The organism is Constrictibacter sp. MBR-5 (assembly GCF_040549485.1).
Classification (GTDB): domain Bacteria; phylum Pseudomonadota; class Alphaproteobacteria; order JAJUGE01; family JAJUGE01; genus Constrictibacter.
Window position 1 is genome coordinate 59,381 of the sequence record NZ_JBEPTK010000002.1, and the last position, 24,898, is coordinate 84,278.

Annotated in this window: 31 protein-coding genes and 1 pseudogene; 14 read left to right on the forward strand and 18 right to left on the reverse strand. The window is 70.4% G+C overall.

Annotation, left to right across the window (positions count from 1 at the left end):
* Positions 1-21: 21 nt before the first annotated feature.
* From ABIE65_RS04270 to ABIE65_RS04280, 3 genes are all read right to left on the reverse strand, one after another.
* Positions 22-381, reverse strand: coding sequence for a response regulator (locus tag ABIE65_RS04270; RefSeq protein ID WP_354075807.1), 360 nt, complete (start codon positions 379-381; stop codon positions 22-24).
* A 169-nt stretch (positions 382-550) separates the two neighbouring features.
* On the reverse strand, positions 551-961 hold the full coding sequence (locus tag ABIE65_RS04275; RefSeq protein WP_354075808.1) for a VOC family protein: 411 nt from the start codon (positions 959-961) through the stop codon (positions 551-553).
* Positions 962-978: 17 nt separating this feature from the next.
* Complete coding sequence (locus ABIE65_RS04280; protein WP_354075810.1) at positions 979-1,803, reverse strand: sigma-70 family RNA polymerase sigma factor; 825 nt, start codon at positions 1,801-1,803, stop codon at positions 979-981.
* A 165-nt stretch (positions 1,804-1,968) separates the two neighbouring features.
* On the opposite strand from ABIE65_RS04280, the gene ABIE65_RS04285 reads away from it, so the two are divergent.
* The 3 genes from ABIE65_RS04285 to ABIE65_RS04295 all read left to right on the forward strand — a co-directional run bounded on the left by ABIE65_RS04285 (position 1,969) and on the right by ABIE65_RS04295 (position 3,708).
* A complete protein-coding gene (locus ABIE65_RS04285) occupies positions 1,969-2,574 on the forward strand; it encodes a TetR family transcriptional regulator (protein ID WP_354075811.1) in 606 nt (201 codons plus the stop codon).
* Positions 2,575-2,689: 115 nt separating this feature from the next.
* Positions 2,690-3,199: a phasin family protein gene (locus ABIE65_RS04290; RefSeq protein WP_354075813.1), complete on the forward strand. Its 510-nt coding sequence runs from the start codon at positions 2,690-2,692 to the stop codon at positions 3,197-3,199.
* Positions 3,200-3,357: 158 nt separating this feature from the next.
* Positions 3,358-3,708 (forward strand): tRNA-binding protein, encoded by a 351-nt coding sequence (locus tag ABIE65_RS04295; protein ID WP_354075814.1) that lies wholly within the window; start codon positions 3,358-3,360, stop codon positions 3,706-3,708.
* A gap of 28 nt (positions 3,709-3,736) precedes the next feature.
* Here ABIE65_RS04295 and ABIE65_RS04300 read toward each other — a convergent pair whose 3' ends face one another.
* The 4 genes from ABIE65_RS04300 to ABIE65_RS04315 form a co-directional block, all read right to left on the reverse strand.
* Complete coding sequence (locus tag ABIE65_RS04300; protein ID WP_354075816.1) at positions 3,737-4,141, reverse strand: GcrA family cell cycle regulator; 405 nt, start codon at positions 4,139-4,141, stop codon at positions 3,737-3,739.
* 87 nt (positions 4,142-4,228) lie between these two features.
* Entirely contained in the window at positions 4,229-5,710 is a 1,482-nt protein-coding gene (locus ABIE65_RS04305; RefSeq protein ID WP_354075817.1) for an ATP-binding protein, read from the reverse strand.
* Positions 5,711-6,457, reverse strand: a complete 747-nt coding sequence (locus ABIE65_RS04310; RefSeq protein WP_354075818.1) for a response regulator — start codon at positions 6,455-6,457, stop codon at positions 5,711-5,713.
* The gene (locus ABIE65_RS04315) at positions 6,454-6,975 is read right to left on the reverse strand and encodes a MarR family winged helix-turn-helix transcriptional regulator (RefSeq protein WP_354075819.1); all 522 of its coding nucleotides are present in this window, start codon (positions 6,973-6,975) and stop codon (positions 6,454-6,456) included. The genes ABIE65_RS04310 and ABIE65_RS04315 overlap by 4 nt, the downstream gene beginning before the upstream one ends.
* A 113-nt stretch (positions 6,976-7,088) precedes the next feature.
* On the opposite strand from ABIE65_RS04315, the gene ABIE65_RS04320 reads away from it, so the two are divergent.
* On the forward strand, positions 7,089-7,985 hold the full coding sequence (locus tag ABIE65_RS04320; protein ID WP_354075821.1) for a branched-chain amino acid aminotransferase: 897 nt from the start codon (positions 7,089-7,091) through the stop codon (positions 7,983-7,985).
* A gap of 34 nt (positions 7,986-8,019) precedes the next feature.
* Here the strand turns inward: ABIE65_RS04320 and ABIE65_RS04325 are convergent, their stop codons facing one another.
* Complete coding sequence (locus tag ABIE65_RS04325) at positions 8,020-8,436, reverse strand: cupin domain-containing protein (RefSeq protein ID WP_354075823.1); 417 nt, start codon at positions 8,434-8,436, stop codon at positions 8,020-8,022.
* A gap of 99 nt (positions 8,437-8,535) precedes the next feature.
* Between ABIE65_RS04325 and ABIE65_RS04330 the strand changes: the two genes are divergently transcribed.
* Both ABIE65_RS04330 and ABIE65_RS04335 read left to right on the forward strand, forming a co-directional pair.
* Positions 8,536-9,069 carry a phosphonopyruvate decarboxylase gene (locus tag ABIE65_RS04330; protein ID WP_354075825.1) on the forward strand — a complete coding sequence of 178 codons (534 nt, stop codon included), beginning with the start codon at positions 8,536-8,538 and terminating at the stop codon, positions 9,067-9,069.
* Between the two features lie 10 nt (positions 9,070-9,079).
* Entirely contained in the window at positions 9,080-9,709 is a 630-nt protein-coding gene (locus ABIE65_RS04335) for a thiamine pyrophosphate-dependent enzyme (RefSeq protein WP_354075826.1), read from the forward strand.
* 90 nt (positions 9,710-9,799) lie between these two features.
* On the opposite strand, the gene ABIE65_RS04340 is transcribed toward ABIE65_RS04335, so the two are convergent.
* From ABIE65_RS04340 to ABIE65_RS04360, 5 genes are all read right to left on the reverse strand, one after another.
* Entirely contained in the window at positions 9,800-11,767 is a 1,968-nt protein-coding gene (locus tag ABIE65_RS04340) for a lytic transglycosylase domain-containing protein (RefSeq protein WP_354075828.1), read from the reverse strand.
* A 147-nt stretch (positions 11,768-11,914) separates the two neighbouring features.
* The gene (locus ABIE65_RS04345) at positions 11,915-12,340 is read right to left on the reverse strand and encodes a PAS domain-containing protein (protein ID WP_354075829.1); all 426 of its coding nucleotides are present in this window, start codon (positions 12,338-12,340) and stop codon (positions 11,915-11,917) included.
* A 133-nt stretch (positions 12,341-12,473) separates the two neighbouring features.
* Positions 12,474-13,040 (reverse strand): 16S rRNA (guanine(966)-N(2))-methyltransferase RsmD, encoded by a 567-nt coding sequence (gene rsmD, locus ABIE65_RS04350; RefSeq protein ID WP_354075831.1) that lies wholly within the window; start codon positions 13,038-13,040, stop codon positions 12,474-12,476.
* A complete protein-coding gene (locus tag ABIE65_RS04355; RefSeq protein ID WP_354075833.1) occupies positions 13,037-13,849 on the reverse strand; it encodes a pseudouridine synthase in 813 nt (270 codons plus the stop codon). The genes rsmD and ABIE65_RS04355 overlap by 4 nt, the downstream gene beginning before the upstream one ends.
* Complete coding sequence (locus tag ABIE65_RS04360) at positions 13,846-14,559, reverse strand: gamma-glutamyl-gamma-aminobutyrate hydrolase family protein (protein WP_354075835.1); 714 nt, start codon at positions 14,557-14,559, stop codon at positions 13,846-13,848. The genes ABIE65_RS04355 and ABIE65_RS04360 overlap by 4 nt, the downstream gene beginning before the upstream one ends.
* 161 nt (positions 14,560-14,720) lie before the next feature.
* Here ABIE65_RS04360 and ABIE65_RS04365 point away from each other — a divergent pair, with 161 nt between their 5' ends.
* Both ABIE65_RS04365 and ABIE65_RS04370 read left to right on the forward strand, forming a co-directional pair.
* Entirely contained in the window at positions 14,721-15,020 is a 300-nt protein-coding gene (locus ABIE65_RS04365; RefSeq protein WP_354075837.1) for a type II toxin-antitoxin system RelB/DinJ family antitoxin, read from the forward strand.
* Positions 15,007-15,129: pseudogene (locus tag ABIE65_RS04370) on the forward strand (type II toxin-antitoxin system RelE/ParE family toxin); the annotation flags it as partial. The gene ABIE65_RS04365 and the pseudogene ABIE65_RS04370, both read left to right, overlap by 14 nt.
* A gap of 128 nt (positions 15,130-15,257) precedes the next feature.
* On the opposite strand, the gene ABIE65_RS04375 reads toward ABIE65_RS04370, so the two are convergent.
* Both ABIE65_RS04375 and ABIE65_RS04380 read right to left on the reverse strand, forming a co-directional pair.
* A complete protein-coding gene (locus ABIE65_RS04375) occupies positions 15,258-16,103 on the reverse strand; it encodes a VOC family protein (RefSeq protein ID WP_354075839.1) in 846 nt (281 codons plus the stop codon).
* Positions 16,100-16,651, reverse strand: a complete 552-nt coding sequence (locus ABIE65_RS04380) for a carboxymuconolactone decarboxylase family protein (protein ID WP_354075841.1) — start codon at positions 16,649-16,651, stop codon at positions 16,100-16,102. The genes ABIE65_RS04375 and ABIE65_RS04380 overlap by 4 nt, the downstream gene beginning before the upstream one ends.
* A 149-nt stretch (positions 16,652-16,800) precedes the next feature.
* On the opposite strand from ABIE65_RS04380, the gene apbC reads away from it, so the two are divergent.
* The 4 genes from apbC (at position 16,801) to mobA (ending at position 19,575) form a co-directional block, all read left to right on the forward strand.
* Complete coding sequence (gene apbC / locus ABIE65_RS04385; protein WP_502918502.1) at positions 16,801-18,024, forward strand: iron-sulfur cluster carrier protein ApbC; 1,224 nt, start codon at positions 16,801-16,803, stop codon at positions 18,022-18,024.
* A 3-nt stretch (positions 18,025-18,027) separates the two neighbouring features.
* Positions 18,028-18,297 carry a sulfurtransferase TusA family protein gene (locus ABIE65_RS04390; protein WP_354075843.1) on the forward strand — a complete coding sequence of 90 codons (270 nt, stop codon included), beginning with the start codon at positions 18,028-18,030 and terminating at the stop codon, positions 18,295-18,297.
* Positions 18,294-18,791 carry a molybdopterin-guanine dinucleotide biosynthesis protein B gene (mobB, locus tag ABIE65_RS04395; protein ID WP_354075844.1) on the forward strand — a complete coding sequence of 166 codons (498 nt, stop codon included), beginning with the start codon at positions 18,294-18,296 and terminating at the stop codon, positions 18,789-18,791. Before ABIE65_RS04390 ends, mobB begins: the two co-directional genes overlap by 4 nt.
* A gap of 172 nt (positions 18,792-18,963) precedes the next feature.
* The gene (gene mobA / locus ABIE65_RS04400) at positions 18,964-19,575 is read left to right on the forward strand and encodes a molybdenum cofactor guanylyltransferase MobA (protein ID WP_354075845.1); all 612 of its coding nucleotides are present in this window, start codon (positions 18,964-18,966) and stop codon (positions 19,573-19,575) included.
* Here the strand turns inward: mobA and ABIE65_RS04405 are convergent.
* Both ABIE65_RS04405 and ABIE65_RS04410 read right to left on the reverse strand, forming a co-directional pair.
* Positions 19,564-20,736, reverse strand: coding sequence for a GNAT family N-acetyltransferase (locus ABIE65_RS04405; RefSeq protein ID WP_354075847.1), 1,173 nt, complete (start codon positions 20,734-20,736; stop codon positions 19,564-19,566). The genes mobA and ABIE65_RS04405 overlap by 12 nt on opposite strands.
* 116 nt (positions 20,737-20,852) lie before the next feature.
* Entirely contained in the window at positions 20,853-21,317 is a 465-nt protein-coding gene (locus tag ABIE65_RS04410) for a RidA family protein (RefSeq protein ID WP_354075849.1), read from the reverse strand.
* Positions 21,318-21,454: 137 nt separating this feature from the next.
* Between ABIE65_RS04410 and ABIE65_RS04415 the strand changes: the two genes are divergently transcribed.
* On the forward strand, positions 21,455-22,657 hold the full coding sequence (locus tag ABIE65_RS04415; RefSeq protein WP_354075850.1) for an aminotransferase class I/II-fold pyridoxal phosphate-dependent enzyme: 1,203 nt from the start codon (positions 21,455-21,457) through the stop codon (positions 22,655-22,657).
* 48 nt (positions 22,658-22,705) lie between these two features.
* On the opposite strand, the gene ABIE65_RS04420 is transcribed toward ABIE65_RS04415, so the two are convergent.
* A complete protein-coding gene (locus ABIE65_RS04420; RefSeq protein ID WP_354075852.1) occupies positions 22,706-23,566 on the reverse strand; it encodes an LLM class F420-dependent oxidoreductase in 861 nt (286 codons plus the stop codon).
* Between the two features lie 422 nt (positions 23,567-23,988).
* Here ABIE65_RS04420 and ABIE65_RS04425 point away from each other — a divergent pair, with 422 nt between their 5' ends.
* A complete protein-coding gene (locus ABIE65_RS04425) occupies positions 23,989-24,813 on the forward strand; it encodes a WecB/TagA/CpsF family glycosyltransferase (protein WP_354075853.1) in 825 nt (274 codons plus the stop codon).
* The last annotated feature ends 85 nt before the right edge of the window (positions 24,814-24,898 follow it).

Consider the following 24,898-nt stretch of genomic DNA (forward strand, 5'->3'; position numbering starts at 1 on the left):
GAAGCCGCGTGACCTGGCGCGTCAGTTGATCGGCCCGAACGCCTTCTCCAGGAGGGCGGCGAGCAGGTGCGGCTCGCACGGCTTCGTCAGGAATCCGACCGGATCGGCGTCCTTCATGCGCGAGACCGTCGCCGGGTCGGTGTGCGCGCTGATGAAGATCGAGCGGATGCCGAACCGCGCCAGGATCGTCTTCGCCGCCTCCACACCGTCGCTGCCCTGGGCGAGGCGCACGTCCATCAGCACGATGTCCGGCTGATGACGCGACGCGGCCGTGATTGCGGCGGGGCCGGTGGCCACGCAGTCGCACACGGCGAAGCCGAATTGCTGGACCATCTCCTCGATGCCCAGCGCCAGGATGAACTCGTCCTCGACTATCAGCACGCGCCTTACCGTCGGCGTCGAACCGGGCATGTCCGATGCGTCGCCGGGAACCGGCCGTTTGCGCGGCACGTCGTCGGAAAAGAGTCGACCGCTCGAAAACCGTGACAAACCGTTCTCCATGAGATGGTGGAGCAGTCGTTGTGACCCCAATTCACGCCGCTTCCCCCTGTCAAGAAGACCGCTGCTCCGCGGTCGCCGGCCGGGGCGGCCCCTTCAATTCGACCACGTTTCCTTCGGGGTCCTCGATATAGAGGGATGGGCCTTCGCCCTCGGCGCCGTAGCGGCTGCCGCTCTCGCCGACCTTAACGCCCGAATCCGCCAGATAGGTCCGCAAGGCCGTTTCGTCGTAAGGCTCGATCGTCAGCGCGAAATGATCGAGGTTCCGGTCGTCTCCGCTGCGGCCCGGCACCAGGTCGATCAGTGCCGTGCCGGCGCGAAGCTGCACCAGCCCGATCCGCTCGACCTCGCGTTCCTTACGGCAGCCGAGGACGCCGGTGTAGAAGCCGATCATCCGCTGCATGTCGCGCGTCCGCAGGACCACATGGTCGAGCGTCCGCAGCCGGAAGGGCGGGTTCTGCATAGCGGGTTCTCCCCTCATTATTCTTCTGCGGGCATGGCGGCGCCCCCCTGTTGAAGGAGGGCGGCCGACATCAGGCGGCGAAGCTCGTCCAGCGCGCGCGCTTCAAGCTGCCTGACGCGCTCCTTCGACAGGCCGACGTCGCGCGCCACGGCTTCCAGCGGGATCTTGCGGCCGTCCAGGTAGCGGCGGCTGATGATCCGCCGCTCGCGCTCCGGCAAGGCCGCGAGCGCGCGGTGCAGCTTATCGCTCCAGAAGCGGCCGTCGCGCAGCGCCGCCGTCTGGGCCTCGGGGTCGGGCCGGCTGTCCGGCACGCGGCCCAGCCAGTCGTCGCCGGCGCCGCTGCGGGCGATCGGCTGGTTCAGCGACTGGTCGCGGCCGGCGATGCGGCGTGCCAGGGTCTGGAGCTCCTCGGGCCGGATCCGCAGGCGCGTCGCCAGCCGCCGAAGGGCCTCCTCCATCGGGCCGTCGTCGCGGGACAGGTCGCTCGCCAGCTGGCGCAGGCGGAAGAAGAGGCGCTTCTGGGCCGACGTCGTCCCGATGCGGACCAGCGACCAGGACGACACCACATGCTCCTGGATGGCGACCCGCACCCACCAGCCGGCATAGGTCGACAGGCGGACGCCCGATTCCGGATTGAACTTGCGCACTGCGTGGATCAACCCGATCACGCCCTCCTGGACGAGATCGTTGACCGGGGCGCCATAGCGGCTGTAGCGCCGCGCCACCGCGCGCACGAAGGGCAGGTGGCTGCTGATGAGGCGGTCGGCCGCGGCGGCGTCGCCCTTGGCGGCGCGGGCTGCCAAGTCCGCCTCCTCGTCGCGGCTCAGAAAGGTCTCTGCCATCGGTCATACCTCCGGCGCGGCAGGCAGCGGTGGCATGCGACTGATGCACCCACCGATCTTCCGACAAGCTGCCGGTTGCGGCGAACCCCTGGAGACCGTCCGCTTCACCTCTAAGATAGAGCGGTGACGGCCGCAAGATTTTGCCAGATTATCGGGAGACAGACCATGGCGAAGACCGCCAGACCAGCACGCAAGCCGGCCGCGGCGTCCGTCGACATCGGCGCCCGGCGCGACGCCGTGGTCGATGCGGCGATGGCGCTCGCGGCGACGCGCGGCTGGCGGGGCATCGCCCTGGCCGACATCGCGGCCGAAGCGGGCCTCTCACTCTCCGAACTCTACGAGGCGTTTCACGGCAAGGGCGCCATCCTCGCTTACTTCGGGTCGCGCGTGGACGCGAAGGTTCTGGCGGGAACTGGAACCGACATGGCTGAGGAGAGCCGGCGCGACCGCCTGTTCGATGTCCTGATGCGCCGCTTCGACGCCGCTGCGCCCTACCGTGCCGGGGTGCGGGCGCTGCTCGCCGACGCCCGGCGCGATCCGTCGATGGCCCTGTGCGCCGCGCCGCGCCTGCTGCGCTCGATGACCTGGTCGCTCGAGGCGGCAGGAATCCGCACCGGTGGGATCGTCGGCACGGTGCGGGTCAAGGCGCTGGCGGCGGTCTACCTGTCGGTCATGCGGGTGTGGGTCGACGACGAGAGCCCCGACATGGCGGCGACCATGGCCGCGCTCGACGGACGCTTGCGGCGGGCGGAGCGATTCCTCGGCGCCTAGGCGTTTTGTGCAGTGCACAAGAAATTCTTGACTCTGCACCTCGCAGGTGCAATATGCCTCCTGCGTCCACGGCATGTACAGAAAACCGCCCCGGCGCAACAGGAGGGAAAGCAATATGAACAAGGGCACATACCCGTACTTCGATCTCGACATGTCCAAGTATCTTGGCCAGTTCAAGATGCCGACTCCGGACGTCGACGCGCTGTTTGCAGCGCACCGCAAGAATCTCGAGGTCCTGAGCGCCGCGAACCAGCGCGCGTTCGAGGGCTATGGCGCGGTCGTCCGTCGCCAGGGCGAAATCGCCCGCGAGGCAATCGAATCCTACACGGGCATCCTGTCGGACATGATGGCCGAGGGCTCGATCGAGGATAAGGCCGGCAAGCAGGCCGACGTGGCGAAGCAGGCCTACGAGAAGGCCATCGCCAACTCCCGCGAGCTGGGCGACATGGTCGCCAAGACCAACGAGGAGGCTTTCGGCCTCATCAACGACCGGATCCGCGAGGGTTTCGGTGAGGTGAAGGAGCTGGTCGTGACGAACGTCGCACGTGCCGGCGCCGCCGCCGATCAGGCCACCAACGGCATGGCGACGGCCGCGAAGGCGCCGAAGGCCGCCGCGAGCAAGTAAGCCCTTCCCTCCGAAGGTATCGGGCGCCGTAGGGCCGCTCCCGTCAGGGAGCGGCCCTTTGCGCGTCCGCAGCCCGAGTCGTGCCGATCTCCAGGGACCGTTTTCAGCGTGACGGCCAACCGCTAGGGTGCCGGACCGCCAAACCAGACGAACCGGCCATGACCAGCGAAACCCCGAAGATCGAATTTGCCGACTTCATGAAAGTCGACATCCGCGTCGGCACCATCGTCGACGCCCAGGCGTTCCCCGAGGCGCGCCGCCCGGCCTTCAAGCTCTGGGTCGACATGGGCCCCGAACTGGGCATCCGGAAGACGTCGGCGCAGATCACCCAGCGCTACCGGCTGGAGGAACTGGTCGGGCGGCAGGTCGCCGCGGTGGTGAATTTTCCGCCGAAGCAGATCGGGCCGTTCATGTCGGAGATGCTCGTCCTGGGCTTCCCGGACGCGGACGGCAACGTTGTGCTCGTCACGCCCAGCCTCGCCGTGCCGAACGGCGGCAGGCTCTACTGAGCCGCCGCCCGATCGGAGAGGGGCGCGGCTACGCGGCCTTCTCGGCGTTGCTGCCCGCGTTGGCGCCTGCATTCGCACCGGAATTGTTGCCGGCATTGCTGCTGCCGCCGCTGCTGCGGGTATAGGCGCTGGCGCAGTGGCTGCCGCAGTAGGGCTTGCCCGGAAGGGCGGCCTCGCCGCAGAAATGGAAGCCCGGCAGGCGGGGGTCTCCGATCGGCCACTGGCACACGGGGCCGGTGACGATCCGCCGGGCCGGACGGGCCTGGCGTGTTTCGCGCCGGATGGGCGAGGGACGGCCGCTGAGTCCCAGGCGGTGCGCCTTGCCGATCACCGCGTTCTTGGACATGCCCAGGCGCCGGCCGATCTCTGTCGTGGTCAACCCGTCGTTCCAGAGATTTTCCAGCGACGCGATCAGTTCGGGTGTCCAGCTCATGGTCCGCTCCCGCACGAGGTCTAGTATGTGACTGGGGGGGAACCCTACAAGATGCAGCGCACTCGCTGCAAGCTGAGTCGCATCGGGTTATTCACAGGGCAGCAGGACGCGCGCCCTCAATCCGCCGCGCGGCGAATCCTCCAGGCGGACGTCGCCGCCGTGTCCGCGCACGATGTCCCGGGCGATGCTCAGGCCCAGGCCGGTCCCGCCGGTGCCGGGATTGCGCGACGCTTCCAGCCTGTAGAAGGGCCTGAAGACATTCTCTCTTTCGCCGGCGGGAATGCCGGGACCGTCGTCGTCGACCCAGATCTCGATCTGCCGCCGCGCGCGCCGGGTGCCGAGCCAGACGCGGCCGCCGTGGCGCTGGCCGTTGCCGACCAGGTTGTCGAGGGCGCGGCGCATGGCGTTCGGCCGCAGCGGCACGGCCGTTTCCGCCGAGATCGTGTCGAGGGTCACGGTCCCGCCGGCACGCCGGGCCGACTCGGCGACTTCCGTCAGCAGCGCCGCGATGTCGACCGGCACCGTCGCCTCCTCGCCGTCGCCGCGGGCGAAGGCGAGGTAGCCGTTCAGCATCGTCTCCATCTCCTTCAGGTCGGCCTCCAGGTCGACCACCGCGGGAGACCGCCGCAGCAGGGCCAGCTGCAGCTTCATGCGGGTGATCGGCGTGCGCAGGTCGTGCGACACGCCGGCCAGCAGTTCCGTGCGCTGCTGGATCTGGCGGCGGATCCGCTCGCGCATGATCAGGAAGGCCGACGCCGCCTGCTTCACCTCGACCGCGCCGGTCACGCGGAAGCCGGTGACGTCGCGGCCCTTGCCGAAGGCGTCCGCCGCCGCGGCGAGTCGGATGATCGGGCGGATCTGCTTGCGCATGAAGATGCCGGCGACGGCGACGAGCACCAGCGACGATCCGACCATCCACAGGATGAAGATGTAGGTGGTCGTCGTGAACAGGCGCGAGCGCGGCACGATGACGTGCAGCACGCCGTGCGGCAGCTGCACGTCGATCATCACGAAGGTCTCGCTGGTCTCCGTGTCCAGGCGGAAGGGCCGCCGGACCTGGTCGTTCATCGCCCGGGTCAGCTTCTTGCCCAGATTGTGGTCCGGCCAGGGCTGCTCGCCGCCCGGCAGGATCGCGTCCTGCTCGATGGTCGCGTACAGGTTCGCCGACCGCGACAGGGTTTCCAGGATGGCCGCGACGGTCGGCTCGTCGGCGGCCCGGTCGATCATGTCGATCGCCACGGAGATGTCGCCCGCGACCGCCTGCGCCAGCCGTTTGCTGACGATGTCCCAATGCCGGTCGAAGAAGATCCAGGTCGCGATGACCTGCAGCAGCACCAGCGGCGTCACGATGATCAGCAGCGACCGGCCGAAGAGGGTGCGCGGCAGCGCGCGATTCATGGGGTGGAGCAGCTTGCGCCGGGGGGGCGGCCCCGCCGCGCCGTCGGCCTCGACCGGGAACGGCGGCTGCGGCGGAGGGGCGGCGTCCGGCGGCGGCAGCGTGGCGTCGGGATCGAGCGGGATCAGCTCGTCCTCGTCCTCCGGCGCGTCCGGTTGCTGCCGGGTGGCCATCTAGCCGCCCTCGATCGTGTCGGGCCTCAGCACGTAGCCGCGGCCCCAGACGGTCTGCAGCCAGCGCGGCTGCCCCGGGTCCGCCTCGATCTTGCGGCGCAGCCGCGTCACCTGGACGTCGACCGTGCGCGCGTTGCCCTCGATCCGGCTCGACTCGATCAGCTCCTCGCGCGACAGCGTGCGGCCCGCCTGGACGGCCAGGGCCTTCAGCAGACTCGCCTCGGCGGTCGTCAGGTGCACCGCTTCGTCGCGCTCCGTCAGCTGTTCGCGCTCCACGTCGAACGCGAAGGGGCCGAAGGTGACGCGGCGGACGCCGCCCGTCGCCTCCTCCTCGGCCGGCCGCCGGCGCAGGATGGTCCGCATCCGCAGCACCAGCTCGCGCGGCTCGAACGGCTTGACCACATAGTCCTCGGCGCCGGTCTCCAGGCCGCGGATGCGGTCTTCCGCCTCCGCCATGGCGGTGAGCAGCAGCACGGGCGTGCCCTCTGCGTTGCGCTGCAGGTGTCGGGCGAGGTCGAGGCCGCTCTCGCCCGGCATCATCACGTCCAGCAGGACGAGGTCGAAATGCATGGCGGCCAGCCGCGCCCTGGCCTCCGCCGCGTTCGGCGCCGTGGTGACGCGGAAGCCGTTCGCCGACAGGAACCGGCGCAGCAGGTCCAGCAGGCGCGGATCGTCGTCGACGATCAGCACGTGCGCCAGTGCCGCCTCGGGGTGTCCCGGCCGCTCGTCGAGGATGGCGCCGCTCATCCGCGCCGCACCCGCGGCAGCGGATCGGGCGCGGGCACGGCGGTCGCGACGCGGGCGCGGTCGCTCTCGCGGATCATCCCGACCAGCACCGTGCGGAAGCCTTCGACCGCCTCGGCGCCGGCGGCGCGATAGGCGCGCGCCAGGAAGGCCCGTTGCCGCGTGCCGATCTCTCCCTCCAGCGTCTCGCCCAGGGCGGTCAGCCGCAGCAGCCGCTGGCGGCGGTCGCGCGTGCCCGGGCGCTGGGTGATCAGCTTGCCCTCCTGGAGCCGCCCCAGCACGCGGCCCAGGCTCTGCTTGGTGACCCGCAGGATCGACAGCATCTCGCCGACGGTGATGTCCGGATGGCGCGCCACGAAATACAGGGCGCGATAGTCGGCCCGGCCCAGCCCGTGCTTCTCCAGCAGGACGTCCGTCTCCGCCATCAGGTCGCGGTTGGCGTAGAACAGCAGCTCGATCCCCTGGCGAAGATATTCTTCGCGCAGGAACAACGGGTTCACGCGCGTGCCGAGATCAGCCATGGCGCCACAATCGCGAAGGATATTGCGTGCCGCAAGTCGCGGACGACATACTGCGACCCCATATGGCGCCGCAACGCCGAAAGCTACAACCGAATCACCGAGAAAGCCGCCCAATGGAAACGATCCTGCCTTTCGACGACCGCGATGGTTCCATCTGGATGGACGGCCGCCTCGTGCCCTGGCGCGACGCCAAGCTGCACGTGCTGACGCACGGCCTCCACTATGCGAGCGCGGTGTTCGAGGGCGAGCGCGTCTATGCGGGCACGATCTTCCGGTCGCTCGACCACACCAGGCGCCTGTTCGCCTCCGCCAACGCCCTCGGCTTCGAGATCCCCTTCACGATCGAGGAGATCGAGCAGGCGAAGCGCGACACCGTTGCCGCGATGGGCTTCAACGAGGGCTATGTTCGGCCCATCGCGTGGCGCGGCTCGGAGATGATGGGCGTTTCGGCGCAGGCGAGCAAAATCCACGTCGCCATCGCCGCCTGGGAGTGGCCTGCCTACTTCTCGCCCGAGGCGAAGCTGCAGGGCATCCGCATGAAGACCGGCCGCTGGCGCCGCCCGGCGCCCGACACCGCGCCGGTGCATGCGAAGGCGACGGGCCTCTACATGATCTGCACCATGAACAAGCACGAGGTCGAGGCGCAGGGCTATCACGACGCCCTGATGCTGGACTATCGCGGCTTCGCCGTCGAAGGCACCGGCGCCAACCTGTTCATGGTGAAGGAGGGCAAGCTCTACACGCCGAAGCCCGACTGCTTCCTGAACGGCATCACGCGCCAGACCGTCATGGCGCTCGCCGACAAGCGCCAGATCCCGATCGTCGAGCAGCACATCACGCCGGAAGAGCTGATGAAGGGCGAGGAAGTCTTCGTCACGGGCACCGCCGCCGAGGTGACGCCGGTCGGCTCCATCGACGACCACGCCTTCACCGTCGGCCGCATCACCCAGACGCTGATGGAAGACTATTCGACCCTGGTGCGGAACCCGGCCGCCCAGAAGGCGGCCTGAGGCAGGCCGCTTCCCGAGTCCCGCGCGGCGGCGGCTACTTCGCCGCCGGCGTCGCGAGCGGTTTGTCCGCATCGACGATGTAGATCGCGATGACGCGTGCCGGCTTGTCGCCGACGGCGCGCGCATCGTGGATCGTACCGGCCGGGATGACGTAGCTCTCGCCGGCCTTGATCTCCTTCGGCGGTTCGCCGTCGAACTGCATGATCGAGGTGCCCTCGAGCATGTAGCCCATCTCGTATCCCGGATGGCTGTGCCGGCCGGCCGCGGTGCCGGGCTGGATCTCGGCGATGCCCATCACCGCCGTCTTGCCGGGCACGTCCGACAGTGCGACCCGCTGCAGCGGAATGCGCTTGATGCCCTGCTGCGCGTGCAGCGCCTCGCTCGCCGCCATACCGGCCGCGGCACCGACGACCAGTGCCGCGGCGGCGATCGCCGCGGTCCGCAATTCCATCCTCTTCATCCGATCCTCCGTGCGGCGTGCCCGTGCGGACTTCCGCGCGGCCGTCGCTCCTCCTAGTATCGCCGCGGAAACGAAGTCAGGGGAGCGAATATGCCAGCCGAAGCCGCGACCGCCGACGGTCCCGCCTGGACCCATCAGATCTACGACCTGCTGCGCAAGAAGGGCGTGACGCAGTTCGCCTACGTGCCCGATGCCGGGCACAAGGCCATCATCAACCTGTCGCTCGCCGATCCCGACGTGCACTCCATCCCGCTCACGACCGAGGAGGAGGGGGTCGGCATCATGGTCGGCGCCCATCTCGGCGGCGAGAAGGCCGTGCTGTGCATGCAGTCCAGCGGTGCCGGCAACTGCATCAACTTCCTCTCGTTCGTGAAGAACGGCCCGTTCCCGATGCTGATGCTGCTGTCGATGCGCGGCGAGTTCGGCGAGGGCAATCCCTGGCAGATGCCGATGGGCCAGGCGACGCAGCCGGTTCTGGAAGCCATGGGCGTCATCTGCCTGCGCGCCGAGCGCGCGGACGAGGTGCTCGACGTGGTCAACGCCGCCGCCGACATGGTCTGGAAGTCGGGGCAGGCGGTCGCCGTCCTGCTGACGCAGCGCCTGATCGGCGCCAAGGCATTCTGAGGAGACCCCGATGGCCGTACAGCAATCCCTCGACGAGCGCGCCAAGGCGATGAGCCCCGCCTTCGTCCTCGACCGCATCACCGCCGTGCCGAAGCTCATCGGCGACCCGAAGGACATCCTGTTCGTCGCCGGCCTCGCCGGCACGGCGAAGGACATCGCCGCGATCTGCGGCGACATGCCGAACTACTACGCCATGGCCGGCACGATGGGTGCCGCCGTCTCGGTCGGCATCGGCCTGGCCCTGGCGCAGCCGAAGAAGCGCGTCATCGTCGCGACGGGCGACGGCGAACTGCTGATGAACGTCGGCGCCCTGGCGACGGCGGCGATCATGAACCCGCCGAACCTCAGCATCCTCTGCGTCGACAACGGGCACTACGGCGAGACCGGCTACCAGAAGAGCCACACCAGCCTGGGCGTCGACCTGGAGAAGATGGCGATCGGCGCCGGCATCATGTCGACCCGCACCGTCTCGGAAGAGGGAGAGATCGAGAGCGCCGGCAAGCTCCTGCGCGAATCGAACGGCGTCTCCTTCGTGCTGCTGCGCGTCGCACCGACCGACGGCCCGAAGTTCAAGCGCTCCCTTGACGGCGGCCTCGCCATGCGCCGCTTCATCGACGGCCTGCAGGGCGCCTCGGCCTAGTCGCCGCCGCCCATCACAGCCGCCCCGTCGCGCGACGGGACCGGCGCAGGGAAGGGCGGGGCATGGCCTCGCCCTTTTCGCATCCGGCGGCTACTGCCGCATCGCGAACAGCTCCTGGCTGAGCGGGATCTTGCCGAGGCTCGGATCGAGCCGCCAGTTGTAGACGTGCATCGCCTCGAAGACGCGGTGGACGTAGTTCTGCGTCTCCTCGAACGGGATGCTCTCGATCCAGTCGATGACGTCGATCCCGCCGGTGCGCGGGTCGCCGTAGCGGTCGAGCCACTTGTCGACGTTGCCCGGCCCGGCATTGTAGGCGGCGACCGCGAGGATGGTGGAACCGTAGCGGTCCTGCATCTGCGCCAAATAGCTCTGGCCCAGCAGCATGTTGTAGGTGGGATCGGCGTTCAGCGATCCTGGCGCGTAGTCGACGCCGATGCGCCTCGAGACGTATTGCGCCGTGCCCGGCATCAGCTGCATCAGGCCGCGCGCTCCGGCGCGGCTGACGGCGCCCGTGTCGAAGCCGCTCTCCTGGCGGATGATCGCCAGCACCAGCGCCGGATCGATCATGTAGCTTCCCGGCACGTCCAGCACCGGGAACAGCCGGTCGGGCAGGACGATGTCGCGCGTGCGCAGCCGCCGCGCCGCCCACAGCGACAGGCTGGGATGGCCGATCTCGATCGCGAGGTCGGCGATCATCTGCCCGCGCGCCGGCGTTGCGGCGTCGGTGGCCAGCTGCGTGATGAACGGCGCCGCCCGCCGACGCTCGCCGATCGCTGCCAGCAGCCGCACCAGACGCACCTGCTCGTCCGCATCGAAGGCCGCCCGCTCCGCGGCGGTCGGCGGTGGCGGCGGGTTCAGGTTCGGCAGCAGTGCAGCGCCCGTGCGGCCCGCCGCCAATTGGCCGTAGAAGGTGGTGGCGTCGCTGGCGGCGATGGCGAACCACCGTTCCGCCGCGGCGGGGTCGCCGGCCCGCTCGGCGGCGCGGCCCGCCCAGTAGGCGCCGCGCGACTTGCTGACCGGGGTCTCCACGCCCTCGAAGAACCGTTCGAAATGCGCGCGCGCCCGGGCCGGATCAGCGAGCTGGCGCAGCGCGATCCAGCCGGCGAACCACTCGCCCTCGCGGAATCCGCGGCCCGACGTCCGGCCATGATTGGCGGCGAGACGATAGGCCAGCTGCTCGTTGCGGTCCGAGAGAGCCTGCTGCAGCGCCCATCGCCGCAACATCCACCAGGCGTCGGGGTCGCCGACCGGCGGTGTCGTCTCCAGGAGTTCGACCACGCCGCTGAACTGCCCGGCGACGCGGCGCCACAGGGCACGGTCGTAGAGCAGGCCCGGATCGTTCTGCAGCCGTCCCGGGACGGCCAGGACAGCGGTGTCGACGCCGGCTTCGCGCTGGAAGAGCTTGATGCGCGCCTCGGCCAGGAGCTGCCACGACCGGTCGAGCCGCGCCGCCTGGCGCCGGGCGGCGGCGGCCTGCCGGTCCCAGAGCAGCCGGTCCAGGCGGGCGACCTGATCGTCCTGCGTCAGGTGGCGGCCGTAGCGCGCCAGGATGTCCGCCTCCAGCACGCCGTCCAGCCGATCCGTGCGCCATGCGTCGCGCACCAGTGCCACCGCCCGATCGGCCTCGCCGGACGCCGCCAGGGCATCGGCGAAGCGCAGCTTGCCGTAGCCGCTCAGCGGCGGCAGGCTCGCGAAATAGGCGCGGACATAATCCGGCGGCAGGTCGGCCGGCATCGCGGCCTCGGCGTTGCGCCGGATCGCCGTCTGGCGCGGCCAGTCCGGCGCCTGGCGCATCAGGTCGATGGCGTCCTCGAACAAGACGGTCGCGTCGGGGCGTCCCGCCTCGACCCAGCGCACATACCGCTCCAGCAGCGGGTCGCCCAGGTTCCGCGCCATCAGGCGCGCGTTGACGTAGTCGTCGATCTCGACCAGCGAGATCACCGCGCGGTAGTTCGCCTCCGGCGCCACCAGCTGCTGCGCGGTGGCCGGCATCGTCGCAGCGGCACTGCCGGTGGCCAGCAGTCCTGCCATGGCCAGGGCGGCCAGTGAAGCTCGCACGTGAAGCACCCGTCGGTTGCGGTCGCGACGCAGGCGAGCGGCCGGGCCCTCTTCAAGGCGGGACCTGTCGTGCCCTCGCTCGGTGCCGCAACCATAGCAGAAGGCGGGGTGGGCGCGCACGCGGCGCGCGGCCCGTCGTCGTCGCGGCTATGCCGGATAGCAGCAGGTGAGCAGCATGTCGGTGCCGCGCCCGTCGCGGGACAGCGGCAGCACCAGTTCCGACAGCCGGATCGTGCGCCACGCCTCGTGCAGCGCCGGGGTGAAGGTGGCGGGCGCCCCGGACCGCGCGACTTCCACATAGCCGGGGCGCAGTCCGTCGCGCAGCCCGCCGTCGATCTCGGACAGGCGCCGACCTGTCAGTTCGCACCCGATCAGGCTGGCGATCCGGGTGCCGAAGATCCGGTAGCGGAAGTCGCGTCCCTGCTCCTCGATGTCGACCAGGCAGAGAAAACCCAGCCAGGGTCGCAGTTCGATGACGTCGAACGCCCGCCGCAACGGCACTGCCCCGCTGCCCCGCTTCGATAGCCACAGCGCGTGCAGGTCGCGCTGAAGCGTGGAGGGGGAGGGGGGCATCTAGGCGGGTTCCGTGACCGACGGTCTGGCGTGACGCGGCTGCATCATCCGTCCGGCGAGCGATCACCGCGAGTGACGGCCGTCACTACGCGCGGTAACATCCTACGAATATCGGAAACTTTTCCGCGGAAGATCAGGGCGCCCGGGCGATGAGCATGCGGGCCGCGCCGTACCGGCGCTCGCGCAGCGCGGTGAACCCCTCGGGCAGTTCGGGCAGCGGCCCCTTCGCGGTGCACTCGATGGCGACGATGGCGCCGGGCGCCAGCCAGCCGTGGCTGACCAGTGCGACCAGGGCCGGTACCGCCGCCCCGCTGTCATAGGGCGGGTCGAGGAAGACGAGGCTGTGTGCCCGCGGCGCCGGTCCCGGCGCCGTCGCGTCCTTCGCGGCGACCGCGACCCGGTCCGATTCGCCCAGCGTCCTGGCCGTGTCGCGCACCGCCTCCAGCGCTGCGGTGTTGAGATCGATCAGCGTCGCCGCCGCGGCGCCGCGCGACAGGGCCTCGAAGGCCAGCGCGCCCGTGCCGCAGAAGGCGTCCAGGACGGTCGCGCCCTCGACGATCGAGGCGCCGCCCGCCCCGAAGCCGCCATGCTCCAGCATGTTGAACAGGCCCTCGCGCGCCCGGTCCGAGGTCGGACGGATGTCGCGCCCGGCCGGCGGCTGCAGCAGCCGTCCGCGGTGCTTGCCGGCGACGATCCTCATCGGCGATCCGCGGCGGTCTTGGCCGTCCCCGCCTGGCGGCCGCGCGGCGGTGCGGGAATGCTCGCCTTCGTCAGGCCTAGCTGGTCGCGCAGCACGCGGCCGCGGACCTCCTCCACCATGCCCCGCTCGAGCTGGTTCAGCTGGAACGGGCCGTACGCCACGCGGATCAGCCGGCTCACCTCATAGCCCAGATGTTCCATGACCACGCGGATCTCGCGGTTGCGGCCCTCCTGCAGGCTGACGGTCAGCCAGGCGTTGTCGCCCTTCTGCTGGTCGAGCACCGCGGTGATCGGGCCGTATTTCTGGTCGCCGACCGTGACGCCGTTCGCCAGCTTGGCCAGCCGCGCCGGGTCGACCTGCCCGTGCACGCGCACGCGATAGCGCCGGATCCAGCCGCGCGCCGGCAATTCCAGGGTACGCGCCAGGCCGCCGTCGTTGGTCAGCAGCAGCAGCCCCTCGGAATTCATGTCGAGCCGTCCCACCGTCACGACCCGCGGCAGGTCCGGCGGCAGCACGTCGAACACGGTCTGTCGCCCCTCGGGATCCCGGTTCGTCGTCACCACGCCGCGCGGCTTGTGATAGCGCCACAGCCGCGTGTGCTCCGGCTCGGCCAGCGGCTTGCCGTCGATGGTGATGCGGCTCGCCTCGGTCACAAGGAACGCCGGCGTCTTCAGCACCGCCCCGTCCACCGCCACCTTGCCGGCCAGGATCAGCTTCTCGGCGTCGCGGCGCGAGCACACGCCGGCGCGCGCGATCCGCTTGGCGATCCGCTCCCCCACGGCCGGGATTTCTGTCGCAGTCTCGCTCATCGGGCGGCCGCCACCAGGGCGGCGAAGATCTTCGGGTCGGCGGCGCTGATCGCGTATTCGGGGTGCCACTGCACGCCCAGGCAGAAGCGGTGCGCCGGCGACTCGATCGCCTCGATCACCCCGTCCGGCGCGCGGCCGCTGACCACGATGCCCGCCGGCTCGTCCTTCGCCGCCTGATGGTGCGCCGAGTTGACCGGCAGTTCGGCCGCGCCCGCGATCTGCGCCAGCAGCGTGCCCGCCTTCACCGCCACCGTGTGGCCCGGCTCGGTGCGCGGGTTCGGCTGCTCGTGCGCCAGGGCGCCCGGCACCTCGTCCGGAATGTGCTGGATCAGCGTGCCGCCCAGTGCGACGTGCAGCAGCTGCTGGCCGCCGCAGATGCCCAGGATCGGCATGTCGCGCGCCAGCGCGCCGCGCGTCACGCCCAGCTCGAAGGCCGTGCGGTTCTCCTTCAGCGTGACCGTCGCATGCCGGCTCGAAGCACCGAACAGGGCAGGGTCGACGTCGAACGCGCCGCCGGTGACGACCAGCGCGTCGATCCGGTCCAGGAACGGCTCGACCAGATCCACCTCGTGCGGCAGCAGCATGGGCAACCCGCCCGCCCGCGCCACCGCCGAGGCGTAGTTCTGCCGCAGGGCATACCAAGGCAGCTTCGACCAGCCGCCGGCGGGTTCGGCGTCGACGGTGATGCCGACGATGGGGGTGCGTGTCATGCGTTGCATATAGGCGATTCGATGTGATCGTGCAGCGCCGTTTCTTCAGTCGCCGCCAACGTGCGACGAGCGCATCGTTGGACCTGTCCGCTTCTCGTGCGTGGGCTTGTGCGTATCTCATTTGAGATGCAGAATGGCCGCGTCGAAACGGGATCGGTGCGATGGCTGCAAAGACCTCGATGCTGCATATCCGCGTGGACGACCGGCTGAAGGCCGAAGCGTCGGAAACGCTCGCCAACCTGGGCCTGACCATCTCGGACGCCGTGCGCATCCTGCTCACCCGCGTGGCGAGGGAGGGGGCACTGCCGCCCGGCCTGACGGCGGACCCGGAAGCCTACGATGCCTGGTTCCGACAGAAGGTCCAGGACGCCCTGGCCGATACCGGCCCCGCGGTGCCGCACCGCGACGTCATGGATGAAGTTCAGGCCGTGATCGACAGGAAGCGCGGTGCCCGTCGTTGAGTGGCGCCAAGCCGCGCGTGCCGATCTGCTGGCGATCGTAGATTTCATCTCGGACCACAATCCCGACGCCGCGCAGCGTCTGAAAGACGAGATCGAGGTAAAGACGTTGAAGCTGCTGGAGCGTCCGAAACTTTACCGGCCGGGGCGTGTGCCGGGGACACGGGAGATGGTCGTCGCGCAGCCACGTCTCGACGGCGGCATCCGGCTCGATCGGTCCCTCGGCACAGCCTCGGCTCATCACGCCCGCTCCACGAAGTGCACCAGCAGCCCGCCCAGCGCGTCCGGGTGGACGAAGCCGATGCGGGCGCGGCGGGAGCCGGGGCGGCCGGTGCGGTCGATGAGCGGGAGACCCGCCTCGGCCAGTCTCGCCAGGGCGCCGTCGATGTCGCGCGTCCGGAAGGCGAGGTGGTGCAGGCCCGGGCCGCGCCGGGCGATGTAGCGGCCGACGGCGCTGCGGTCCTGGCGCGTGTTGCCGGCCTGGCCGCGGTCGAGGGACAGGTCGCCGGCCGGGTTCAGGTCCTGCAGGAACTCCAACTCGCAGTCGCCGACGGTCACGAACAGCACGTGCAGCCCGCCCACCACCTCGGGCGGCCGCGAATGATAGACCAGCCCGTATTTGTCCGACGTGAAGCTCTCGATTGCCGTGCGGATCTCCACGTCGCGCTGCTGGCTCTCCAGCGGAAAGCCGAGCCCGTCCACCAGCGCCGCGACCGCCGCGCCGTTGTCCGCGCTGGCGACCCCGATATGGTCGAAGCCGCTGATCATCCCGTCGCTCGGCCCCGGGGCCGGGGAGTCCGCGTAGACCCGCACGTTCATCCCCGTGCTCTCGTGCAGCATCGCCGCCGCCGCCGCGGTCATCCCGGCCGTCTCCACGAAACCCAGATGATCCACCCCGGCGCGCCCTTCCGCCGCGAGCGGGTCGTCGGCCGCCAGCAGCGCCAGTCCGGTCGCGCCGACCGCGAAGGCCGGTCGGCCGGGCAGGGATGCCACTTCCGTCCGCCGCAGCCCGAAATGTCGCTCCAGCACCGCCGCAACGGCGTCCGGGTCCGCCACCACCGCCGCGATGTATGCGAGCCGGTTCACCGCTCCACCTTGCGGAACGGGTCTTCGAGCAGGCCCGGCTCCTCGATCGGGATCTCGAAATTCTCCAGGAAGGCGCAGGTCATCTGGTAGTAGCCGATGGTCAGCACCAGTTCGGCCATCTCGCGGTTCGACAGATGCTCGTTGAGCGCGCGAAAAGTCTCGTCGCTGGCCTTCACGTTGCGCACCACCTCGTCGGTGAAGCGCAGCACCAGCTTCTCCAGGTCGTCGAAGACCGGCGACTCGGCGCCGTCCTTCAGTGCTTCGATCTTCTCCGCCGGCATGCCGACGCGCGCGCTGATCCGCTCGTGCTGGTAGACCTCGTAGCCGGCGCGGCAGAGATGGCCGACGCGCACGATCGCCATCTCGCGCAGCACCGGGTCCAGCGCCGACTTCTGCAGCAGCGCGTTGCCCAGCCGGTGCCAGTGTTCCGTCGCCGTCTCGGCCCAGGGCAGCATCCGGAACACGTTCACGTTATTGTCCACCCGGCTCATGAAGTCCTTGAGCTTCGGCGGAAGCGCGTCCAGATCGGGGTACGGGATGCGTGGCATGGGCTCGATCCTCGGAAGGCTGATCGGGGGAAGTATCGATGCGGCGCGGTTTGCCCCTCGTGGGCAGTTTGGTTTCCGCCATCAAACGCAGTTTCGGCGGGACGCACAACGCCCCCCATGGGCCGGCGGCGGGGGGCGCCGACGCGTCCGTGGCCCCCGCTCCGGCGGAGCCGGCTGCGCGCACCGCCGGTGCGGACCAGCCGACGTCCGAGCGGATCCTCGACGCCCTGCGCCGGGTGATCGACCCCGATGCCGGCCGCGACGTCGTCGACCTGGGCATGATCTCCGGCATCGTCGTCAAGAACGGCAACGTCCACTTTGTGATCGAGGTCACGCCGGAGGAGGGTGCGCGCAAGGAGCCGCTGCGCCGGGCATGCGAGCAGGCGGTCGAGGCGGTTCCGGGCGTCCTGTCGGTCACCGCCGTCCTGACCGCGGAGCGTGCCGGCTCGGCAGCCTCCGCTGCCCCGCCAGCGCCGCCGCGGACCGGCGGGCATAACCATGCGCACGGCGCCCACGGCCATGCGCACGGCGCCCCCGCCCAGGCCCCCAAGCAGCAGCGCCTCGACCTCCCCGGCGTGCGCGCCATCGTCGCCGTCGCCTCGGGCAAGGGCGGCGTCGGCAAGTCGACCACCGCCGTCAACATCGCCCTCGGTCTGGCCGCACTCGGCCGCAAGGTCGGCATCCTCGACGCCGACGTGTTCGGCCCGTCGATGCCGCGCATGCTCGGCGTCTCCGGCCGTCCCGACATGGCGGCGGACGGCAACCGGCTGAAGCCGATGCAGGCCTGGGGCATCAGCGCCATGTCGATCGGCTTCCTTGTCGCCGAGGAGACGCCGATGATCTGGCGCGGCCCGATGGTGATGGGTGCGCTGGAGCAGATGCTGCGCGACGTCGAATGGGGCGAACTCGACGTGCTGATCGTCGACATGCCGCCCGGCACCGGCGACGCCCAGCTCACCATGGCGCAGCGTGTGCCGCTCGCCGGCGCCGTCATCGTCTCGACGCCCCAGGACATCGCGCTGCTCGACGCGCGCAAGGGTCTCAATATGTTCCGCAAGGTCGAGGTGCCCGTCCTCGGCATCGTCGAGAACATGAGCTACTTCCTCTGCCCGCACTGCGGCGGCCGTTCGGACGTGTTCGGCCACGGCGGCGCCCGCGACGAGGCGGCCAAGCTCGGCTGCGATTTCCTGGGCGAGGTGCCGCTGCACATCGCCATCCGCGAGACCTCCGACGGTGGCCGGCCCATCGTCGCCAGCGCGCCGGACAGCGAGCACGCCAAGGCCTACATGGCGATCGCCCGCAAGGTCGACGCCAAGATCGCCCAGTCGCTCGGCGAGCAGGCGCGGCGGCGCCCGCGCATCGTGGTGGAGTAGGCGATGGGCGGGAGCGTTTCGGGACCTCGCGTCCTCGACATGCGTGGCCTGAAATGCCCGCTGCCGGTGCTGCGCACGCGAAAGGCGATGCGCGAGGTGCCGCCGGGGGAGGTCGTGCTGGTCCTGGCCGACGACCCGGCCTCGGTCATCGACTTCCCGGTCTTCTGCCATCAGGCCGGGCTGGAATTGGTCTCCGAGCGCCGCGACGGCGCCGAACTCACCTTCGAGATCCGCAAGCCCTCCGAGATCGACGCACCGGGCGAGCCGGCATGAAGATCTTCGGCCTCGCCGGCTGGAGCGGCAGCGGCAAGACGACCCTGCTGGTCCGGCTGCTGCCGGCGCTCGCCGCCCGCGGCCTGTCCGTGTCGACGGTGAAGCACGCCCACCACGATTTCGACATCGACCGCCCCGGCAAGGACAGCTTCCGCCACCGCGAGGCCGGTGCGACCGAGGTGATGGTCGCCTCCGGCTATCGCTGGGCCCTGATGCGCGAGCATCGCGGCGCGGAGGAGCCGACGTTGCCGGACCTGCTCGCCCGCATGGCGCCGGTCGACCTCGTCATCGTCGAAGGCTTCAAGTTCGACCCCCACCCGAAGCTCGAGGTCCACCGCCCGTCGCTCGGCAAGCCGCTGATCTGCCTGCAGGACCGCCACATCGTCGCTGTCGCCAGCGACGCCCCCCTGCCGGACGTGACCCTGCCGGTACTCGACCTCGACGACGCGGCCGGCATCGCCGGCTTCGTCGCCGACTGCTGCGGGTTGGGGTGATGGAGCGGCGCCGGGCCTTCGAGACGCCGGCTTCGCCGGCTCCTCAGGCCGAGGGACCTGTTCCGATCGGCGGCGCCCTTCCAGTAGCCCCTCTCCCTGAGGAGCGCCCCCAGGGCGCGTCTCGAAGGGCGAGGGGCGGGCCCAAAATCCGCGCCGCACGACCTTCGCCCCCATGACCACCCCCCTCGTCATCCTCGCCGGCGGCCGTGCCGCCCGCATGGGCGGCGGCGACAAATGCCTGCTCGCCGTCGGCGGCATCCCCATTCTTCGCCGCATCCTCGACCGGCTCGCCAGGCCCCACCGCCCGGTCGTGCTCAACGCCAACGGCGATCCCGGCCGCTTTGCCGCCTATGGCCTGCCGGTGGTACCGGACGGCATCGCGGAACAGCCCGGGCCGCTCGCCGGCATACTCGCCGGCATGCGCTGGGTGGCGGCCAACCTGCCGGATGCCCGCGACATCGTCACCGTCTCCGGCGACACGCCCTTCCTGCCCGCCGACCTGGTGGAGCGCCTCGTCGCCGCCCGCGCGGCGTCCGGTGCCGACATCGCCGTGGCGGCCAGCGCCGGCCGCACCCACCACACCGCGGCCCTCTGGCCCGTCGGTCTAGCCGACGCCCTGGAGCATGCGATCCGGGAAGAGGGGATCCGCCGGGTCGGCGCCTGGGCCGCCCGTCATCGCGTCGCCGTCGCCGACTTCGCCTGCGACCCCGTCGACCCGTTCCTCAACGTGAACGACCCGGCCGGCCTCGCCGAGGCCGAGCGCTTCGCCGCCTCAGCCGGCTGAGCCGTCTTCCCGGCGGAAGGGCGAGAACTCCGTCAGTTCCTCGATCCCCGCGGCGACGGCCGCCCGCTCGCGCTCCAGGAAGTCCGCCACCGCCCGGCGGAACCGCGAATCCTCGATCCAGTGCGCGCTGTAGGTCGGCACGGGCAGATAGCCGCGCTGGATCTTGTGCTGCCCCTGCGCCCCCGCCTCGACCCGCTTCAGCCCGTGCCGAATTGCATAGTCGATCGCCTGGTAGTAGCAGGCCTCGAAATGCAGGAACGGATAATGCGCGCTGCACCCCCAGTTCCGGCCGTAGAGCGTATCCGTGCCGCGCAGGTTCAGGGCACCCGCGACGATCTGGTTGCCCGCCTCGGCCACGACCAGAACGATCTTGTCGGCCATCGTCTCGGCGATGCGGCTGAAGAAGTCGCGGGTCAGGTAGGCCTGCCCCCACTTGCGGTCGCTGGTGTTGCGGTAGAAGCGCCAGAAGGCGTCCCAGTGCCGCTTCTCGATCTCGCCGCCGCTCAGCGCACGCAGGGTCACGCCGGCATCGACGACTTCGCGGCGCTCCTTGCGGATCGCCTTGCGCTTGCGCGAATTCAGGCTCTCCAGGAAGCCGTCGAAGCTCTCATAGCCGCGGTTTTCCCAGTGGAACTGCTGCCCCGTCCGCTGCAGCAGGCCCATCTCGCCCAGCCGCCGCCACTGGTCTTCCGGCAGGAAGTTGATGTGCACGGAGGAGGCGCCGATCTGCCGCCCGACCTCCACCATGGCCGCACCCAGCGCCTGCTCGATGCGTGCCGCGTCCGGTCCCGGCCGCACCAGCAGGCGCGGACCCGGCACCGGGGAGAACGGCACGCCGCACAGCAGCTTCGGATAGTATTCGCCGCCCGCCCGCTCCCACGCGTCGGCCCAGCCGTGGTCGAACACGTATTCGCCGTAGGAGTGGCTCTTCACGTAGAGCGGCGCGCAGCCGACGATGCCGCCGGCCGCGTCGTGCACGATCAGGTGCTGCGGCAGCCAGCCGGCCTCGGCATCGGCCGACCCGCTCTCCTCCAGCGCCGAGAGGAAGGCGTGGCCGACGAACGGATTGTCGGCGCCGGCGCACGCGTCCCAGTCCGCGGCGGACACGTCCGCCATGCGCTGGATCGTCCTGATCGTGATCTGGTCGTCGCTGTCCGGCATCACGAACGCCCATCTGGCCCGGAAATCCGGCCCTGCAAGGGCCGCGCCGCCCGCTCTCGCCGCCCCTGCCTGCCGCGCCTCTACGTGCCCCTCTACGTTCGAGGTGCCGCCGCGGTTCAGGCGATCTCGAACACCGCGTCGATCTCGACCGCGAAGCCCAGGGGCAGGGCGGGCACGCCGACGGCGAAGCGCGCATGCCGGCCGGCATGGCCCAGCACGTCGACCATCACGTCCGACGCGCCGTTGATGACCTTCGGATGATCCTTGAAGTCCGGGCCGCTGGCGACGAAACCGCCCAGCTTCACGCAGCGCTTCACCCGATCCAGGTCGCCGCCGCACGCCGCCTTCGCCTGCGCCAGGATGGTCAGCGCACACAGCTTCGCCGCCGCCTGTCCCTGCTCGACCGTCAGGTCCTTGCCGACCGTGCCCATCACCTTCTCGCTGCCCGCCATCGAGACCTGCCCCGAGACGAAGACGAGGTTGCCCGTGACGACATAGGGCACGTAGTTCGCCACCGGCGCATTCGGCGCCGGCAGTTCCAGTCCGAGTTCCTTCAGGCGCGCGTCGATCTTGCCGGCCATGGGCTCAGCTCCCTGTTCCGAAGTCAGCGCGCAGGATACGGGCATGCGCCGCCGAGGGCAAAGCCGGCGGCATCCCCACCTTGTGCCCCCGCCGCGGCGCTGTAGGATCGCGCGGTCTCACACCCGGAGCCCGCCCGATGATGCGCTACGCCGCCCGCACCCGCCGTTTCGACCGCAGCCCCAGCCAGATCGCCAGCGCCCGGGCGCGCGACCTGCGGGCGCAGGGGCGGGACATCGTCACCCTGACGGCGGGCGAGCCCGACTTCCCGACGCCGGACCACGTCAAGCGCGCCGTCATGGCGGCATTGGAGCGCAACGAGACGAAGTATACCGCGGTCGAAGGCACCCTGGCGCTGCGCGAGGCGGTCAGCGCCAAGTTCAAGCGCGACAACGGCCTGGACTATGCCCCCGACCAGATCCTCTGCGGCGCCGGCGCCAAGCAGGTGCTGTTCGACGCGCTGATGGCGACCGTTGAGGCGGGCGACGAGGTGATCGTGCCGCTGCCCTCCTGGGCCTCATATCCGGACATGGTGAAGTTCGCCGGCGGCACGCCGGTCTTCATCCACTGCTCGCAGAACGCCGGCTTCAAGATGCGGCCGGAGGAGCTCGAGGCGGCGATCACGCCGCAGACCAAGTGGGTGATGTTCTCGTCGCCCAACAACCCGACCGGCGCCACCTACAGCCGCGAGGAGCTGAAGGCGATCTCCGAGGTGCTGCTGCGCCACCCGCACGTCTGGGTGATCAGCGACGACGTCTACGAGCACATCCTGTTCGACGACCGCGAGTTCGCCACGCTCGCCCAGGTCGAGCCGCGCCTCTACGACCGCACGCTCACCGTGAACAGCTCGTCCAAGGCCTATTCGATGACCGGCTTCCGCCTGGGCTTCGCCGGCGGCCCGCGCGAGCTGATCCGCGAGATGGGTAAGATGCAGTCGCAGTCGACCTCCGGCCCGTCCTCGATCTCCCAGGCCGCGGCGCTGGAAGCGCTCAGCGGCCCGCAGGATTTCATCGCCGAGCGCCGCGCGAAGATGCAGGAACGCCGCGACGTCATCTGCGACCTGCTCGCCCAGTGCCCCGGCCTGATGCCGTCGAAGCCCGAGGGCGGCCTCTACGTCTACTGCTCGGTCGCCGGCACCCTCGGCAAGCGCACGCCCCAGGGCAAGGTCATCGAGAACGACCAGGACTTCACCCTCTACCTGCTGGAGCAGGCCGAGGTCGCGGTCGTCCAGGGCTCGGCCTATGGGATGTCGCCCTACATCCGCGTCTCCTTCCCGGTCGCCATCGAAACCCTCCAGGAAGCCGGCCGCCGCATCAAGAAGGCCTGCGAAGCGCTCACCTGAGCCGGCCGCCTCGAAACTCTCTGCCCCGTCATTGGCCGCCGGCGCCGCCTATCCCCCCGCCACCTCCCTGAACCGCTCCAGCAGCGCGATCTGGTCGTCGAACTTCGGTATCCGCCACATCGGATAGAGCGTCACGGTCTCGGCGCCGTGCGCACGCCAGCCGTCGGCGGCCGCGGCCCAGCGCTGCGGGTCGAAGTCGTGCATGCGCAGCCATGCGGCGACGCCGAAGTCGGCCGGGTTGCGCCCGGCCTCCTGCAGGTGGCCGTGCAGCGCGTCGAGCTTCGGACCGGCTTCGTCCGGCGGCATGATCGGGATCCAGCCGTCGCCCAGGCGGGCGGCGCGCTTCACCACGGCGTCCGACGACCCGCCGAACCAGATCGGGATCGGCCGCTGGACGGGCAGGGGGTTCAGGCCGGCCTCCTCGATCCTGTCCCACCGGCCTTCGAACGTGACCAGTTCCTCGGTCCACAGCCGGCGCAGCAGGCCCACCTGCTCGGCCTGGCGGCGCCCGCGCGTGTGCCAGTCGGTGCCGAGCGCCTCGTACTCGACCGGGTTCCAGCCGACGCCGATCGACAGGCGCAGCCGGCCGCCCGACAGCACGTCGACCTCCGCCGCCTGCTTCGCCACCAGAGCCGTCTGGCGCTGCGGCGCGATCAGCACGCCGCTGGCCAGCCCGATCGAGCGGGTGCAGGCGGCGAGGAAGCCCAACGTGACGAAGGTCTCGTGGAACGGGTCGGTATAGGCGTAGGTCGGCTTCCAGTCGGGCCGCGAGGCGGTGCCGGCGCCGAGCACATGGTCCGGCACCTCGATTCGCACGTAGCCCAGCGCCTCGGCCGCCTGCGCCCAGTCGCGGATCTTCGCCGGGTCATTGCCGATGTCGCGGGTCGGAAAAAAGGCCGAGAGCTTCATGACGGATGCTCCTGCGCTGGTGGCGCACCAGTGTCGGCGCGAATCGCGCCGATCGCCAGAGGGCCGGCCGCCAGAGGTCCCGGCCGGGCGGCACCCGAGTGTCGCCGGGGCGCTACACCCCCGCGGTTCGTGCGGCGCGCGCGGCCGGTCCGTGCCGATGCGCGCGAAAATTATCCGATGTTTGCGTAACGTCTGTCACACCGCTGCGAACACACTGCCGACAGCCCGCGTCGCCGGTAGTAAGCGGGCCGTCCCCCGGCGCGCGCCGGAGCGGCTAATCCGCAGTTCACGAGTTCGAAACTGTTGTGCTTTCACAGTGGCGTAGAGCGAAGGGCGCAGCTAGGGTGCCGGCGCGCCGGCCGAGGCCGGCCGGGTGCCGGGCGCTGCGTGTCGCGGAACGACCGGGAAGACGGAGCGCCTAGGTGTCGCAGCAGCGTGTATCGGCCCATCCCATGCTATCGGTGACGCCCGCGCCGGACAGGCACTATCCGCGCACGACGGTCTTCGGCGTCGACATCGACGTGACCACCTCCGCTTCCGCGGTCGAGCGCATCCTCTCCTGGTGCCGGCTCGGCTGGCGCCAGCTGGTCGTCACGCCGAATCTCGACCACGTCGTGGCGCTGCGCTCCAACCCGAAGCTCGCCGCCGCCTACGAGCGCGCCGGGCTGGTGCTCGCGGACGGCATGCCGCTGGTCTGGGCGAGCCGCCTGGGCGGACCGCCGCTGCCCGAGCGCGTCACCGGCGCCGACCTGATCCAGCCCTTGTGCCGCGCCGCGGCGCAGGAGGGCCTGTCGGTCTTCTTCCTCGGCAGCCGCATGCCGGTGCTGGAGGAGGCCGCCCGCCGCCTGTCCGCCATGGCACCCGGCCTGAAGGTCGCCGGCCTGTACGAGCCGCCGCACGGCGCCGACTTCGACGCTGCCGAGGACGACCGCATCGTCGAGCTGATCCGCGCGGCGAAGCCCGACATCCTGTTCCTCGCCCTCGGCATGCCGAAGCAGGAGATCTGGGCGGCGCGCAACATGGACCGCCTCGAGACGCACGCCGTGCTCTGCATCGGTGCCGGCCTCGACTACATCGCCGGCAAGGTGTCGCGCGCGCCGCGCATCCTGCAGCGTACCGGCCTGGAATGGGTCTGGCGCCTGCTCAGCGAGCCGGCCCGCCTCGGCCCACGCTACGGCCGCGACATCGCCTGGGTGCCGCGCCTGTTCCTCGAACAGCTCCTCCACGTCTGGCGCCGCCGCCCCTGACGCCCAGCGTCTCCCGCCGAAATTCATCCGGACAAATCGCGCCGTCGCCCCCCTGTCGCCGTTGACAGGCGGCGGCCCTCGGCTA